This window comes from Kitasatospora sp. NPDC001664 (assembly GCF_053596675.1).
On sequence record NZ_JBSFGS010000064.1, the window covers coordinates 1 to 13583 of the forward strand.

At 74.3% G+C, this 13583-nt stretch carries 12 protein-coding genes; 7 read left to right on the forward strand and 5 right to left on the reverse strand.

Features of this window, described 5'->3' with window-relative positions; genetic code table 11:
• From ACWCYY_RS39950 to ACWCYY_RS39960, 3 genes are all read right to left on the reverse strand, one after another.
• On the reverse strand, window positions 1-420 hold a 420-nt coding region (locus tag ACWCYY_RS39950), incomplete at its 3' end, for a response regulator (protein WP_449798876.1).
• Window positions 421-522: 102 nt separating this feature from the next.
• Entirely contained in the window at window positions 523-1515 is a 993-nt protein-coding gene (locus tag ACWCYY_RS39955; protein WP_449798877.1) for an Acg family FMN-binding oxidoreductase, read from the reverse strand.
• Between the two features lie 80 nt (window positions 1516-1595).
• Window positions 1596-2243 carry an Rv1733c family protein gene (locus ACWCYY_RS39960; RefSeq protein ID WP_449798878.1) on the reverse strand — a complete coding sequence of 216 codons (648 nt, stop codon included), beginning with the start codon at window positions 2241-2243 and terminating at the stop codon, window positions 1596-1598.
• A gap of 274 nt (window positions 2244-2517) precedes the next feature.
• Between ACWCYY_RS39960 and ACWCYY_RS39965 the strand changes: the two genes are divergently transcribed.
• Window positions 2518-3300: a ribosome hibernation promotion factor gene (locus tag ACWCYY_RS39965; protein ID WP_345285243.1), complete on the forward strand. Its 783-nt coding sequence runs from the start codon at window positions 2518-2520 to the stop codon at window positions 3298-3300.
• A 149-nt stretch (window positions 3301-3449) separates the two neighbouring features.
• Here the strand turns inward: ACWCYY_RS39965 and ACWCYY_RS39970 are convergent, their stop codons facing one another.
• Both ACWCYY_RS39970 and ACWCYY_RS39975 read right to left on the reverse strand, forming a co-directional pair.
• On the reverse strand, window positions 3450-4961 hold the full coding sequence (locus ACWCYY_RS39970) for a pyridoxal phosphate-dependent decarboxylase family protein (protein WP_449798879.1): 1512 nt from the start codon (window positions 4959-4961) through the stop codon (window positions 3450-3452).
• Between the two features lie 129 nt (window positions 4962-5090).
• Window positions 5091-5963: a universal stress protein gene (locus ACWCYY_RS39975; RefSeq protein ID WP_449798880.1), complete on the reverse strand. Its 873-nt coding sequence runs from the start codon at window positions 5961-5963 to the stop codon at window positions 5091-5093.
• Between the two features lie 243 nt (window positions 5964-6206).
• Between ACWCYY_RS39975 and ACWCYY_RS39980 the strand changes: the two genes are divergently transcribed.
• The 6 genes from ACWCYY_RS39980 to ACWCYY_RS40005 all read left to right on the forward strand — a co-directional run.
• Window positions 6207-8591: a phosphoketolase family protein gene (locus ACWCYY_RS39980; protein WP_449798881.1), complete on the forward strand. Its 2385-nt coding sequence runs from the start codon at window positions 6207-6209 to the stop codon at window positions 8589-8591.
• 34 nt (window positions 8592-8625) lie between these two features.
• Window positions 8626-9441 carry a universal stress protein gene (locus ACWCYY_RS39985; RefSeq protein ID WP_345285235.1) on the forward strand — a complete coding sequence of 272 codons (816 nt, stop codon included), beginning with the start codon at window positions 8626-8628 and terminating at the stop codon, window positions 9439-9441.
• A 272-nt stretch (window positions 9442-9713) separates the two neighbouring features.
• Complete coding sequence (locus ACWCYY_RS39990; RefSeq protein WP_449798882.1) at window positions 9714-10883, forward strand: ThiF family adenylyltransferase; 1170 nt, start codon at window positions 9714-9716, stop codon at window positions 10881-10883.
• A complete protein-coding gene (locus tag ACWCYY_RS39995) occupies window positions 10880-11482 on the forward strand; it encodes a GNAT family N-acetyltransferase (protein WP_345285230.1) in 603 nt (200 codons plus the stop codon). The genes ACWCYY_RS39990 and ACWCYY_RS39995 overlap by 4 nt, the downstream gene beginning before the upstream one ends.
• A gap of 524 nt (window positions 11483-12006) precedes the next feature.
• Window positions 12007-12858 carry a universal stress protein gene (locus tag ACWCYY_RS40000; RefSeq protein ID WP_449798883.1) on the forward strand — a complete coding sequence of 284 codons (852 nt, stop codon included), beginning with the start codon at window positions 12007-12009 and terminating at the stop codon, window positions 12856-12858.
• Between the two features lie 168 nt (window positions 12859-13026).
• The coding region (locus tag ACWCYY_RS40005; RefSeq protein WP_449798884.1) for an aldehyde dehydrogenase family protein at window positions 13027-13583 on the forward strand (557 nt) is incomplete at its 3' end.

Consider the following 13583-nt stretch of genomic DNA (forward strand, 5'->3'; position numbering starts at 1 on the left):
GGCCCCGGGGTCGAGCATGGACTGCCCGGAAGCGACGGTGCGGACGGCGGACACCAGGTCGGTGCCGCTGATCTGCTTGAGGACGTACCCGGCGGAACCTGCCATGATCGAGTCGAGCAGGGCCTCCTCGTCGTCGAAGGAGGTCAGCATCAGGCACGCCAGGCCCGGCATCCGCGAGCGCAGTTCCCGGCAGACCGTCACGCCGTCACCGTCGGGCAGCCGCATGTCCAGTACGGCGACGTCGGGGCGGAGCGCGGGGACGCGGGCGATCGCCTGCTCCGCGGTGGCGGCCTCGCCGACCACCACGAGATCGGGCTCCGAGTCCAGCAGGTCGTGCACCCCTCGGCGGACGACCTCGTGGTCGTCGAGGAGGAACACCTTGACCGGGGCGCCCGCCGTGGCTTCCGCGCTGTCCGCCATCACGTCTCCGCATTCGTGGACCCGCCGGCCCGGCGGGTCGGTCCTGGAACCTGACGGGGAGTCTGACGGACGGACAGCGGCCACCGGTAGGGCCGGACGGCCCTATTCTCCGCCCGAGGGCGCACCGTCGATCAGTGCGGTGGTCCGCAGGCGCGGGGTGGGGAAGCCCGTGGGCCCGTAGCCGATGCGCAGCAGCATCTGGGGCGCGCACCGGTCGGGGTGGCCGGCGGTCATCAGGGCACGGAGGTCCGGCCACTCCAGCGCCTGGTGCAGCATCGAGGCGCGCAAGCCGTGGAGGGTGAGCAGCAGGAGCACGTGCTGCAGGGCCTGACCGGCGCGAAGCCAGTCCGCACGGAGGTCGTGACGGGTGGTCAGCAGGAGGAGCCGGGGCTCGGGTTCGAACGGGACCCGGTCCCGGGACGGCCGGTCCCGGGGGTCGCCGAAGGACCGCATCGGGAGCAGTCCGGCGGCGTCCAGCGGCCCGGACGCGTAGGCGGGGACCCCGAGGGCGTCGCCCGGGCGGGCGGCCCGGGCCAGGGTCTCCGCCGTGCGGCCGGGGTCGAGGGCGTTGCGGGTGTCGGCCGCTGCGGTGAGACGGAGCAGCCGGGCGCTCTCGGCCGGGGCCGGCCGGTGGAGCTCCGCGCCGTCCAGCCGGGCGGCCTCGGCGAGTTCGTCGATGACGCTCTCGGGCACCGGCGTCGGGGAGAACGGCAGCCGGCAGCTGCGGCGGCGCCAGATCGCCCGGTAGAGGTCGGGGTGGCGCAGCAGGCCGAGGCGCGGGCGACCGGCGAGGCGCACCGTGGCCAGCTGACCGGGGGCGTCCGGGCGGGGCAGCAGCCTGACGACGGGCTCCCGGCCCAGGTGGACCGCGGCCGCTCTGAGGTTGCAGAGTGCGGCGCCGACCGACACGTGCAGCGCCCGGGTGTCGGGATCGGTGAGCGGAAGGGCACGGTGCGGGACCGCGTGGACCGTGAGCGTGCCGGTGCCCGGGGCGAGGCTGAACCGCCAGGGCTGGGTGTTGTGGATCGACGGGGCCGCCGCAGCCGCGGTGACGAGGAGGTGCTCCGTGGTGCAGGCGGTGAGCGTTGACGTCATGGACGTGGTGCCTTCCTGCCGAGGTGCGGTGGGCGGACGGTACGAGCAGTACGTGGTAGTCGGTGTCCGGTGACGGGGGATCAGCCGAGCCTCGGGTCAGGGGTGCCGGGACTGCCGGAGGAGCGCCCGGTCCAGCTCGGCTCCAGGCGCGCCCAGGCGTTCTGCCACTCCGCGGCCGCGGCACGGGCCAGGCGGTGCAGCCGGACGGCGAGGCCGGAGGCGATCAGGACCGACAGGGCCCCCAGGGTGAACAGACCGACGCAGACGGCCTGGCCGGCGGTGTCGGCCGCGCTGGCCGGCGCTGGGGAGACCCGGCCGGTGTCGCTGACCCAGATGCGGGTGGTGGTGCCCGATTTGGTGGGGCGGGTGAGTTCGATCGTGCCGGTCCGGTCCTGGCCGCTCGGATCGGTCCAGGCGGCCTCGGCCTGGTAGCCGGCGCTGCTCAGGGTGGTGCCCCGACCGGTGCGACGAGCCGTGGTGAGCACCACCGCGTCGACGCGGTGCAGGCCGGCCGCCGCGACGGTGGCCTCCCGCTGGGCGGAGTCGAGCTCGACCAGGGCGGCCGCGGTGCCCGACAGGACGGCCACGGCGAGGCCGAGCGCTCCGAGCAGCAGGGCACGGCTGCGGGCCCGGTCCAGGGAGCGGCAGAGCGCGTTGTGCTCGAGGCCGAGGGCCCGGCGCAGGTGGTGGCGCCACGCTCGGACGGCGGTGCGGGGAGTGGCGGACATGATGGGCTGCTCCTTCGAGGGTGGTGGGTCCGGTGCGGGGCGGCGGCCGCCCGAGTCGTTCCCTCACCCTTCCGGCCGCCGGCCCGGGGGACATAGGGACTGACGGGACCGCACCCGAGGCCGGTGGTCCCGGGTCGGACGGCTTCGGCGCCACCGTCGGCCCGGCCCAGAACGTCGGAACTCCGGGCCACAGGGCCCGACTTGAGGGACCTTCGGCCCTCGGTGCGTCCGGTGACCGCACGGCAGGCTGGTCCCGACCAGGAAGGAACCCCTGATGAACCGTCTGCAGAGCCCGCCCGTCGACCTCCAACTGGAGACCAGGGGCGAGGTGTCGCTCGGCGCACCCGCCTATGCGAAGGCCAAGGTGCTGGCCGTGCTCGAGCGGCTCGACACCCCGGTGCTCGCGGTGAGGGTGAAGCTCACCCAGGAGGCCAACCACGCGATCCTCAAGCCGGCCCTGGCCCAGGCCGTCGTCGACCTCAACGGCCGCCCGGTCCGGGCCCACGTGGCGGCCGCGACGATGCGGGAGGCCGTCGACCTGCTGCAGGAGCGCCTCACCAGCCGGCTCACCCGGATCCGGAAGCACGGGGACCGTCACCGGTCCGGCGTGCCGGCCGGGTCGGAGGACTGGGACGGAGGCCGTGAGCACCGCCCGCAGCGGCGGGGGCGCCCGCCCCGGGAGCGGCGCATCGTGCGGCACAAGTCCTACAGTCTGCCCCGTCAGACGGCCTGGGCGGCGGTGTTCGAGATGGAGACGATGGACTACGACTTCCACCTGTTCACCGAGAAGTCGGCGGGTCGGGAGAGCGTGGTCTTCCACGACGAGCACACCGGCGCCCTCCATCTCGCCTGCGCCGGACCGGCGCCGGAGCCGCGCGAGCCGGGCCTGACCACCAGCACGGCCGAGGTACCGGAACTCGCGGTGGCCGATGCGGTCTCGCGGCTCGACCTCACCGGCGTCTCGTTCCTGTTCTTCACCGACACCGCCACCGGGCGCGGCAACGTCCTGTACCACCGCTACGACGGCCACTACGGCCTCATCACTCCTGCGACGTAGGGGTCGCAGGTCCGCCCGGGACGGCTGTGGGGGCACGTCCGGGCGAGCGGCGCGGAGCCGGGGACGGGTGGGGCCGTCCCCGGCTCCGCGCCGCTCCGTCTCCCTCGGGGCACGGCCGGAGTCGGTGCTTCGAACGGGGCGCCGGCCGGTCAGCCGGTCCGGAGGTGGTCGGCGGCGGCCTGGACCTCCCGGAGCAGGGTGTCCACGTCGTCGGTGGTGGTGAGGTAGTTGCAGACGCAGGCGCGCAGGACCGTTTCTCCTTCGTGGCCGACGGTGGCGAGGTAGGCGTGGCCGCGTGCCTGGACGTGTGCGGCCACGGCCGTGTGCAGGTCCGCCCGCGAATCCGCAGAGCCCGTACCGGAGTTGACGGCCAGGCGGAAGCAGACCACGGGCAGCGGGCCGCCGGCGCACAGTTCCAGTGCGGGGTGCTCCTGGACGCGTCGGCGCAGGTAGTGGGCGAGGTCCTGGTAGTGCTGGAGGAGGGCGATCACGCCGGAGCGGCCGAGTTGGCGCAGGGTGGCCCAGAGGGTGAGGGCGCGGGTGCCGGGCCGGGTGAGTTCGATCGTGTAGTCGGACATCCAGGGCCAGTCCTGGTCGCCGTCGAGGTAGGAGGCGCGGAAGCCGAACGCGTCGCGCAGCAGGGAGGGCTCGGTGACGAGGGCGGCGCCGCAGCCGACGGGGACGGACAGCGTCTTGTGCGGGTCGACGGTGAGTGAGTCGAGGTCGGCGACACCTCGGTAGAGGGGGGCCAGTTCGGGGACGAGGGCGCCGAGCCCGCCCCAGGCGCCGTCGGCGTGGTGCCACAGGCCTCGGCCGCGGCACACCCGGGTGATCGCCTCGATCGGGTCGACGGCGCCGCTGGCGGTGCTGCCGAGGTTGGACACGACGCAGAACGGCAGCAGGCCGCTCGCGCGGTCGGAGTCGACCATCGCCCGCAGGGCTTCGACGTCCATCCGCCGCTCCGCCGTGGTGGGCACCGCACGCAGCCGCCACGGCGGCAGACCGATCACGGCGGCGGCCTTCGCGACCGACATGTGGGCCTGGTCGCTGTGATAGACCGTCAGACGCGCGTGGGCCTGGTCGTGGGCGGGGCCGTCGGTGGCGCCGTGGCGGCGGAGGAACCAGGCGCGGGCGGCACTCAGGCAGAGGAGGTTGGCCATCGAGCCGCCGCTGGTCAGCACTCCGCCGGTGGTCGGTGCCATGCCGGCCAGCGAGGCGAGGTCACGCACCACGCCGCGTTCGAGGTCCATCAGGGCGTGCTCGCCCATGCCGCAGGTCGCGTTGACCGCGGTGGCCAGCAGTTCGGCGATCACCCCGGCCGGGGACGGCGGTGAGTTGATCCAGGCGAAGAAGGCCGGATGGCCGTTGCCGGTCGGGTACGGGGCGATCGCCCGGTCGACGAACTCCAGCAGGGCGCCGAGGTCCTGGCCCTCGTCCGGCAGTGCTCCGGCGGCCAGGGCCTGCCGGTGCGCCGCCGGGAGGGGCCGGGCCACCGGCTGCTGCGGGATCTGCCCGAGGTAGTCGGCGACCCAGCCGGCGGCGGCCGCCAGTTCGTCACGGAACACCTTCGGGTGCACGGCCAGCGGCCCGGTGCCGCCACCGGGCCCCGGCCGGTCCGAGGACGGGCGGGGCGGGCGGCTGGTCTTCGGTGGTGTCGGCATCGGGTGGTCGCGCTCTCGCTCGGGAAGTCGGCCGGACGGCCGTGTTCCTGAACGACTGCCGCCCCCGTCGGTCACGGTCCCGGCCCGGCCCGAGTCCGCCGACCCGGGCCGGCGGACCCGGCAGCAGGCTCAGTCGTGCGGCACGACGGCGACCGGCGCCTCGGCGTGGTGGAGGACGGCGTGGGCGATCGGTCCGAGCCTCATCCCGACCTCGTGGCGGCGCCGGCGCCGTCCGACCACCACCAGGGCGGCACCGGCCGACACGTCCACCAGGACCGACGAACCGGTCCCGATCCGGCAGTCCTCGACCACGGTCACCTCCGGGTACTTCTCGCGCCGGCCGGCCAGGGCCTCCGCGAGCAGCTCGGCCTCGATCGCGCGGAACTGCTCCGCCTCGGCCATCGGGGGCACCCAGCCGGCGTAGCCCCAGACCGGGGGCGGCGTCCAGCCGTGCACCGCCCGCAGAGTGGCTCCGAGCCGGGCGGCCTGCTGGAACGCGAAGTCGACGACCTCGTCCGAGGGGGAGCGGGTGTCGACGCCGAGCACCACCTCCGTGCGGTCGGGACGGCCCGTGCCCTCGGCACCGGTGGCGCGGACCAGCACCGTGGGCACCTCGCAGCGGGCGGCGACGGCGAGGCCGAAGGAGCCGACCAGCAGGCCCCGGAACCCGCCGAGGCCGCGCGAGCCGAGCACCAGCAGCTCGGCCGCGGTCGCCGCCTCGACCAGGGCGTCGGTCGGCTCCCCGTCACCGACCAGCTCGGCACGCACCTCCAGACCGGGGTGGGCGGCCAAGACCTCCTGGCGTGCGTCGTCGAGCATCCGCCGGGTGAGGCCGCGCACGTCCGTGGGCCGGACCTGGTCCGCGTGGACGTCGTCGAGCCAGGTCTGCGCGTGGACCAGCCGCAGGCCGACCCTCCGGCGGGCGGCCTCGTCGGCCGCCCACCGGGCGGCCGCGGTGCTCTCCGGGGAGCCGTCGACACCGGCAAGCAGGTACTGCGTCATGGGAACCGTCCCGGGGGAGTGGATGGTGGCGCCGGCCGGTTCGGCCCGGGGCGCCGGGTGCTCCACCAGACTCCGCCGTCCGGCGTGCGGCGGGTTAGGGCCGAGCAGTCCCGGGAGCAGGGCCGCAGGTCCCGGATCGCACCGCTCGTCCGGGGCCCGGTCGGCCCTGTTCCGGACCGTGCCCGGAGCGTGACGATGAGTCAGGAACCGGCAATGCCCGACGAGTCCTAGGAGAGCGCCGCCATGCCCGCCGCCCCCTGCCCGCCTTCCGCACCGCTGTCCGACCAGGAGCTCCGCTCGCTCGACGCGCACTGGAGGGCGGCCAACTACCTCGCGGTCGGCCAGATCTACCTGCTGGCCAACCCCCTGCTCAGCGCGCCGTTGACGCCCGGTCAGATCAAGCCCAGGCTGCTCGGCCACTGGGGCACCTCGCCCGGCCTCAACCTCGTCTACACCCACCTCAACCGGGTGATCAGGCAGCGTGACCTGGACGCCGTCTGCGTCTGGGGCCCGGGACACGGTGGTCCTGCCGTGCTCGCCAACTCCTGGCTGGAGGGCAGCTACACCGACACCTACCCGAGCATCACCCGTGACGCCGACGGCATGGCCGCACTGTTCCGGCAGTTTTCCTTCCCCGGCGGCGTCCCCAGCCACGTGGCCCCCGAGACGCCCGGCTCGATCCACGAGGGCGGCGAGCTCGGCTACGCGCTCTCCCACGCCTACGGCGCGGCGCTGGACAACCCCGGCCTGCTGGTCGCCTGCGTGATCGGCGACGGAGAGGCGGAGACCGGACCGCTGGCGGCCTCCTGGCACGGCAACAAGTTCCTCGACCCGGTGCACGACGGCGCCGTGCTGCCGGTCCTGCACCTCAACGGGTACAAGATCGCCAACCCCTCGCTGCTCGCCCGCCTGCCCGAGGCCGAGCTCGACGCCCTGCTCCGCGGCTACGGCCACGAGCCGCTGTACGTCGGCGGCGAGGACCCGTTGACGGTCCACCAGGACCTGGCCGCCGCCCTGGACACCGCGCTCGACCGGATCGCCGCGGCCCAGCGCGCCGCCCGCGAGGACGGCGTCCGCGACCGCCCGGTCTGGCCGATGATCGTGCTGCGCACCCCCAAGGGCTGGACCGGCCCCGGCGAGGTGGACGGCGTACCCGTCGAGGGCACCTGGCGTGCCCACCAGGTCCCGCTGGACCAGGTCCGGGACGACCCCGCCCACCTGGCGCAGCTGGAGGCCTGGCTGCGCTCCTACCGCCCCGAGGAGCTCTTCGACCGGGACGGCCGCCCCACCGAACAGGTGCTGGCCTGCATACCCGAGGGCACCCGCCGGCTGGGCGCCAACCCGCACGCCAACGGCGGGCTGCTGCTGCGCGACCTGCCGCTGCCGCCCCTGGAGCGCTACGCGGTGCCGGTCGACAAGCCCGGTACGACCCTGCACGAACCCACCCGGGTACTGGGCGACCTGCTGGAGCGGCTGATGGCGGACACGGCGCAGCGCAGGGACTTCCGGCTGGTCGGCCCGGACGAGACCGCCTCCAACCGCCTCCAGGCGGTCTACGGAGCCACCGGCAAGGCCTGGCAGGCAGCCCTCCTGCCCACGGACGAGCACCTCGCCCACGACGGCCGGGTGATGGAGATCCTCTCCGAACACACCTGCCAGGGCTGGCTGGAGGGCTACCTGCTGACCGGCCGTCACGGCCTCTTCTCCTGCTACGAGGCCTTCGTCCACATCGTCGACTCGATGGTGAACCAGCACGTCAAGTGGCTGTGCACCACCCGCCGCATCCCCTGGCGGGCCCCGGTCGCCTCGCTCAACTACCTGCTCACCTCGCACGTCTGGCGCCAGGACCACAACGGCTTCTCGCACCAGGACCCCGGCTTCGTCGACCACGTCCTCAACAAGAGCCCCGAGGCCGTGCGGGTCCACTTCCCGCCGGACACCAACACCCTGCTCGTCGTGGCCGACCAGGTGCTGCGCAGCCGCGACCGGGTCAACGTGATCGTGGCCGGCAAGCAGCCCGGCTTCGACTGGCTCTCCCTGGAGGAGGCCCGGGCCCACTGCGCGCGCGGAGCGGGCATCTGGGAGTGGTCCGGCACCGACGACGGGATCCGGGAGCCGGACGTGGTGCTCGCCTGCGCCGGGGACGTCCCCACCCAGGAGGTGGTCGCCGCCGCCGATCTGCTGCGCCGTCACCTGCCGGACCTGCGGGTGCGGGTGGTGAACGTGGTGGACCTGGTCCGGCTGATGCCCGCGGAGGAGCACCCGCACGGGATGCCGGACCGGGAGTTCGACGCCCTGTTCACCCGGGACCGGCCGGTGGTGTTCGCGTACCACGGCTACCCGTGGCTGATCCACCGCCTGGCCTACCGCCGCGCCGTCCACCCGTACCTGCACGTGCGGGGCTACAAGGAGTCCGGCACCACCACCACGCCCTTCGACATGGTGGTCCGCAACGACCTCGACCGCTACCGCCTGGTGATGGACGTCATCGACCACACCCCCGGCCTCGCCGCCCGCGCCGCGGCCCTGCGCCAGCAGATGGCCGACACCCGTACCCGGCACCACGGTTGGATCCGCGCCCACGGCACCGACCTGCCCGAGGTCACCGACTGGAGCCGGCAGACCTGACACCCGATCAGCCGACAACGAGGAGCTGAGCACCATGGACCTGCCCGTCGCCGTGGGAGTGGACACCTCCGCGGCCAGCCTGGCGGCCGCGCACTGGGCCGCGGAGGAAGCGGCCCTCCGGGACCGGCCGTTGCGCGTCCTGCACGCGCTGCCCCTGATGCCGCACCTGCTCCCCAGCGGCACCGCCCGCTCACCGTTCGAGGGGAGCGCCCTGCTCCACGCCGTCCGGCACGTCCTGGCGGTGCGGCACCCCCAGCTGCGCACCCGCACCGACGAGGTCCACGACGTCGCCACCGCGGCGCTGGTGGCGGCCTCCGAGGACGCCGAACTCCTGGTCCTCGCCGTGCGCGGCGACGGCGGCTTCCCCGGACTGCGGGTCGGATCCACCGCCCTGCACGTCGCCGCGAGGGCCGCCTGCCCGACCGTCCTGGTCCCCGCCGAGGAGGCGGACGCGGGCCTGCGGGACCGGATCGTCGTCGCCGTCGACGCCCGCCGCCCGCACGGTGCGGCGCTCGACTTCGCCTTCGACACCGCCCGCCGGCACGGCCTGCCGCTGCGCATCCTGCACGCCTTCCCGGCGACGGGGGTGCCCGGATGGGACGGACGGGCGAGGGAAGCGGACCTGCTGGCAGCGGCCCTCGGACCGTGGCGGGACTCCCACCCGGAGGTCGAGGTCACCGAGGTCGCCGAACCCGCAGGCCCGGGGCTGCTGTTGGTCGAGGCCTCGGCCAAGGCCCGGCTGCTGGTGCTCGGGCGACGACCCGCGGCCTCGCCGGGGCGGATCGGCCCCGTCGCGCACGCCGTACTGCACCATGCCGTCTGCCCGGTCGCGCTGGTGCCGGGCACCTGAGGCCGTGCGTCGGGACGTCGGGCTCCGTCCACCGTCTTCGAACGGTGGCTCGACCGGGCCGCCGGCGTTGCCGGCACTTGGGAGCAGGCGGTTCTGACTGATCGGCAGGTGATTGCGGCCCGTTGCCTCATGCACGCGCCCGGTCCTCGCTCACGGGTACGACCCGGATCACCCGATCGGACAGATCTTCCCGTGTACGGAGTGATTGGTATGCTGCCGGGCGGGTGAAGGCGCCACGGCTGACGATCTTGGCGTTGCTAGCGTCAGCCGACGTGACACACACCCCCTCCCCCTCCCTCGCCCGCGCCACGATCGGCGGTCCGCTGCACCCGGACGACCCCGCCGAATCGTTCCGTCCCGTCCTGCTCGATCCGGCCTCGGCGGACCACGTCGGCGTGCTGAAGGAGCTGTTGGACTCCCCGGCGCTGCGCGAGGTCCACGACCGGGTCGACGAGCAGTTGGTCGAGCTGGTCCGCTGCCTGAACCCCGGAGAATCGTTTCCGCCTGCTGTGCTGGAGCGCGCCCTGGACGAGGCCCGCGGCGGCCTGCTGCCCGACGAGTACGGGACCTGGGCCTGGTACCCGTGGTCTGGCCGCCTGGTACGGGTCCTGCCCGAGGCCGCGTTCCGGCTGGTGCGCACCGACCGCAACCGCGACAAGATCACCCGCGAGGAGCAGCAGCACCTGCTCAGCCGCCGGATCGGGGTGATCGGCCTGTCGGTGGGCTCCAGCGCGGCGTTGACCTGCGCGATGGAGGGTGTCGGGGGCTCGTTCCGGCTGGCCGACTTCGACCGGCTCAGCCTGTCCAACCTCAACCGGTTGCGCGCCGGGGTGCACGAGATCGGCCTGGAGAAGACGGTCATCTGCGCGCGGCGGATGTACGAGCTCGACCCCTACCTCGACATCACCGTCCACCGGTACGGAGTGACCGAGGAGAGCATCGAGGAGTTCTTCGCCCCGGGCGAGGACGGGGAGCGCGGGGTGGACCTCCTGGTCGAGGAGTGCGACACCCCCTGGGTGAAGACCGCGGCCCGCGAGCACGCGCGGCGCCGGCGGGTGCCCGTCCTGATGGACGCCAACGACCGCGGTCTGCTGGACGTCGAACGCTTCGACCTGGAGCCCGGCCGGCCGCTCTTCCACGGCCGGGCCGGGGATGTGACGGCCGCGGACGTGGCGGCGATGGACCCCGCCCAGCAGCTGAGCTTCCTGCTGCAGGTCGTCGACCGGGACCGGCTGAGCCCGGCGATGACCGACGCCCTCACCCGGATCGGCAGCAGCCTCTCCAGCTGGCCGCAGCTGGCCAGCGGCGTCATGCTCGGCGGGGCCCTGGTCACCGACACCGCCCGCCGCATCCTGCTCGGCCGGCCCGTACCGTCGGGGCGTTCCTATGTCGACCTCGAAGCCCTGATCCCCGCGCCGAAGCGGAAGGAGCCGGCGCGGTGAGCCGGGTACCGGACCTGCGCGGCGAGCACCTGCGCCTTCGTGAACTGCGCCCCGCCGACTACCCCGTCCACGAGCGGATCGTCACCAGCCGCATGCTCACCCGCTACCTCGGCACCGACCGGATGGACACCGGACAGGCCCGGGACGCCTTCGCCTCCGCCCTCGCCCAGCCCCTCACCCGTCCCCGGCGCAAGTACACCCTCGCGGTCTGCGCGCCCGAGGACGACACCATGCTCGGCACGGCGGGCCTGCTGATCGAGGACTACGGCAGCAACGCCATGCTGACCGGCGTCGTCCTGATCCCCGGGTCGCCCGTCGTCGGCCACGCCCACGAGACCGGCCGGCTCCTGATGGCCTACGGCTTCGGCCCGCTGGGCCTGCACCGCATCTGGGCCGGGCACCGCACCGACCACGACCACATGCCGCCGGTGATGCACGCGGCGGGACTGACCCGCGAGGCGACGCTGCACCAGCTCTTCCGGACCCAGAGCTGCTGGCACGACGTCAGCACCTACACCGCCCTCGCCCCCGACTGGAAGCGCCAGGCCACCCCCGGCGAGCTCGCCATCCTCGACGCACCGGCCCCGGCCGCCGTCTGACACCGCACTCCGGAACCACGCTTCGGTGGGGCCGCCCTGGTGCCGGCCGAGTCGCAGCCGTTCGGCTCGGCCGGCACCAGGCGGTCGCCTCGCCGCCGGTGCGGGCGGTTCGTCGGAGGGGGCGTCGCGCCCTCGTCCTCACGTTCGTCCGCACCGGATCGGCCGGGGCGGGGCCGCAGTTGGTGGCGTAACCGAGCCACCGCGGTTCCCGGTCCTGCCCTCCGCCGACAGAAGTCCGTCCGCGAGGACCCGCCCGTCGGTGAGCAGCACGGTTCTGCGGTGCCCCTACAACCGGTGCGCCGCACTCGGAATCGGCGCGTGCGCTGGGTCGCCCGTGCCGTGCTGCACCACGCCGCCCGCCCGGTCGCCCTGCGGTCCGGACAGGTGAGCCGTAGCCGGGACCTTCGGGACCGCGTCGGGGCTGATCGGCCCTGGGCCGGGCCGGTGAGGCGGCGGGAGAGTGTCGGAAGGCGACGGCCGCGCGAATCCGCGTCGCGGCCGGCCTTGATGACGGAGGTTCAGCCGTGAAGCGCTTCGTGGTGGTGGGGATCGACGGCTCCGTGCAGAGCGAGTCGGCGGCGCACTGGGCCGCCGAGGAGGCCCTGCAGAGCGGACGGGCCCTGCGCATGGTCCATGTCGCACCGGGCGAGCGCGGTGGGCTCGCGTCGGAGGACGCCCCGGAGGAGCGGCTGCCGGCCCCGGTGGCCGCGATCCGGGACCGGGTCGTGGCCGCGCGGCCGGGAGTGGACGCCTCCTGCGATCGGACCACCGGGAACCCCGCGTACGTCCTGGCCGCCGCAGGGGAGCGGGCGGGGCTGCTCGTCGTCGGCTCGCGGGGGTTGGGCGGGGTCGTCGGTCGGCTCGTCGGCTCGGTCGGGCTCCGCGTGGCGGCCCACGCCCGCTGCCCCGTCGTCCTGGTCAGGGACGGGGACGCCGGGACTCAGGGCGAGGTCGTGGTGGGAGTGCAGGGTGACCGGCCCTGTGACGCGGTGCTCGCCTTCGCCTTCGACCAGGCGGCCCGGCGGGGAGCCGCCCTGCGGGCGGTGGAGGCCCGGACCCTCGCCTCCGGGCCGTACCTGACGGAGGCTCAGGTGGAGCAGGCGGACATCCAGGAGGGGCTGGCGGCCGACCGGCTGGTGCACCTCGAGGACGCCCTGGGCCGCTGGCGGGAGAAGTTCCCCGGGGTCACCGCCCGGGCCGAGGTGGTGGTCGGCAGCGCGGCCGACGTCCTGGTGGCCGCCGCGCACGGCGCCGCCCTGCTGGTGCTGGGCCGACGGTCGCCCGCGCACCCCATGGCCGCCCCTCGCCTGGGGTCGGTGGCGCACGCCGTCCTGCACCACGCCCACGGCGCGGTCGCCGTGGTGCCGCACGACTGAGGACCCGGAGCGACCGGCACCGGCCGTGCCGAGGACAGGGGACCTTCGGCCCGAAGGACTACCCCGAACGGCCGACCAACGGAGGCCCGGACGGCGGGAAGCTGTGTGCCGGGTGCCAACGACAACAGAGCGCGCGACCCCGCGCGAAGACCTGAGAGGTGGTCCGCGATGTCCCGTCGCCCACAGACCGTGAGTCGCACCGAGTCGACCGAGACCCCTGCCCCGTCCGAGGCCGCGGCAGCGGTCGACATCCTGGTGACCCGTGGTCAGGAGGCCCTGCGGGAGTACGCGGGCTTCACCCAGGAGCAGGTCGACCACATCGTCAAGAAGGCTTCGCTGTCCGCACTGGCGGCGCACACCCGGCTGGCGGTGATGGCGGTGGAGGAGACCGGGCGCGGGGTGTTCGAGGACAAGGCCGTGAAGAACATCTTCGCGTGCGAGCACGTCACCCATTCGATGGCGGACATGAAGACCGTCGGGGTGGTGCGTCGGGACGAGATCGACGGGATCGTGGAGATCGCCGAGCCGGTCGGCGTGGTCGCCGGCGTCACGCCCGTCACCAACCCGACGTCGACCACCATCTTCAAGGCGCTGGTGGCGCTGAAGACCCGCAACCCGATCGTCTTCGGCTTCCACCCCTCGGCGCAGGGCTGTTCCGCCGAGGCGGCCCGGATCGTCCGGGACGCGGCGGTCGCGGCGGGGGCTCCGGCGCACTGCGTGCAGTG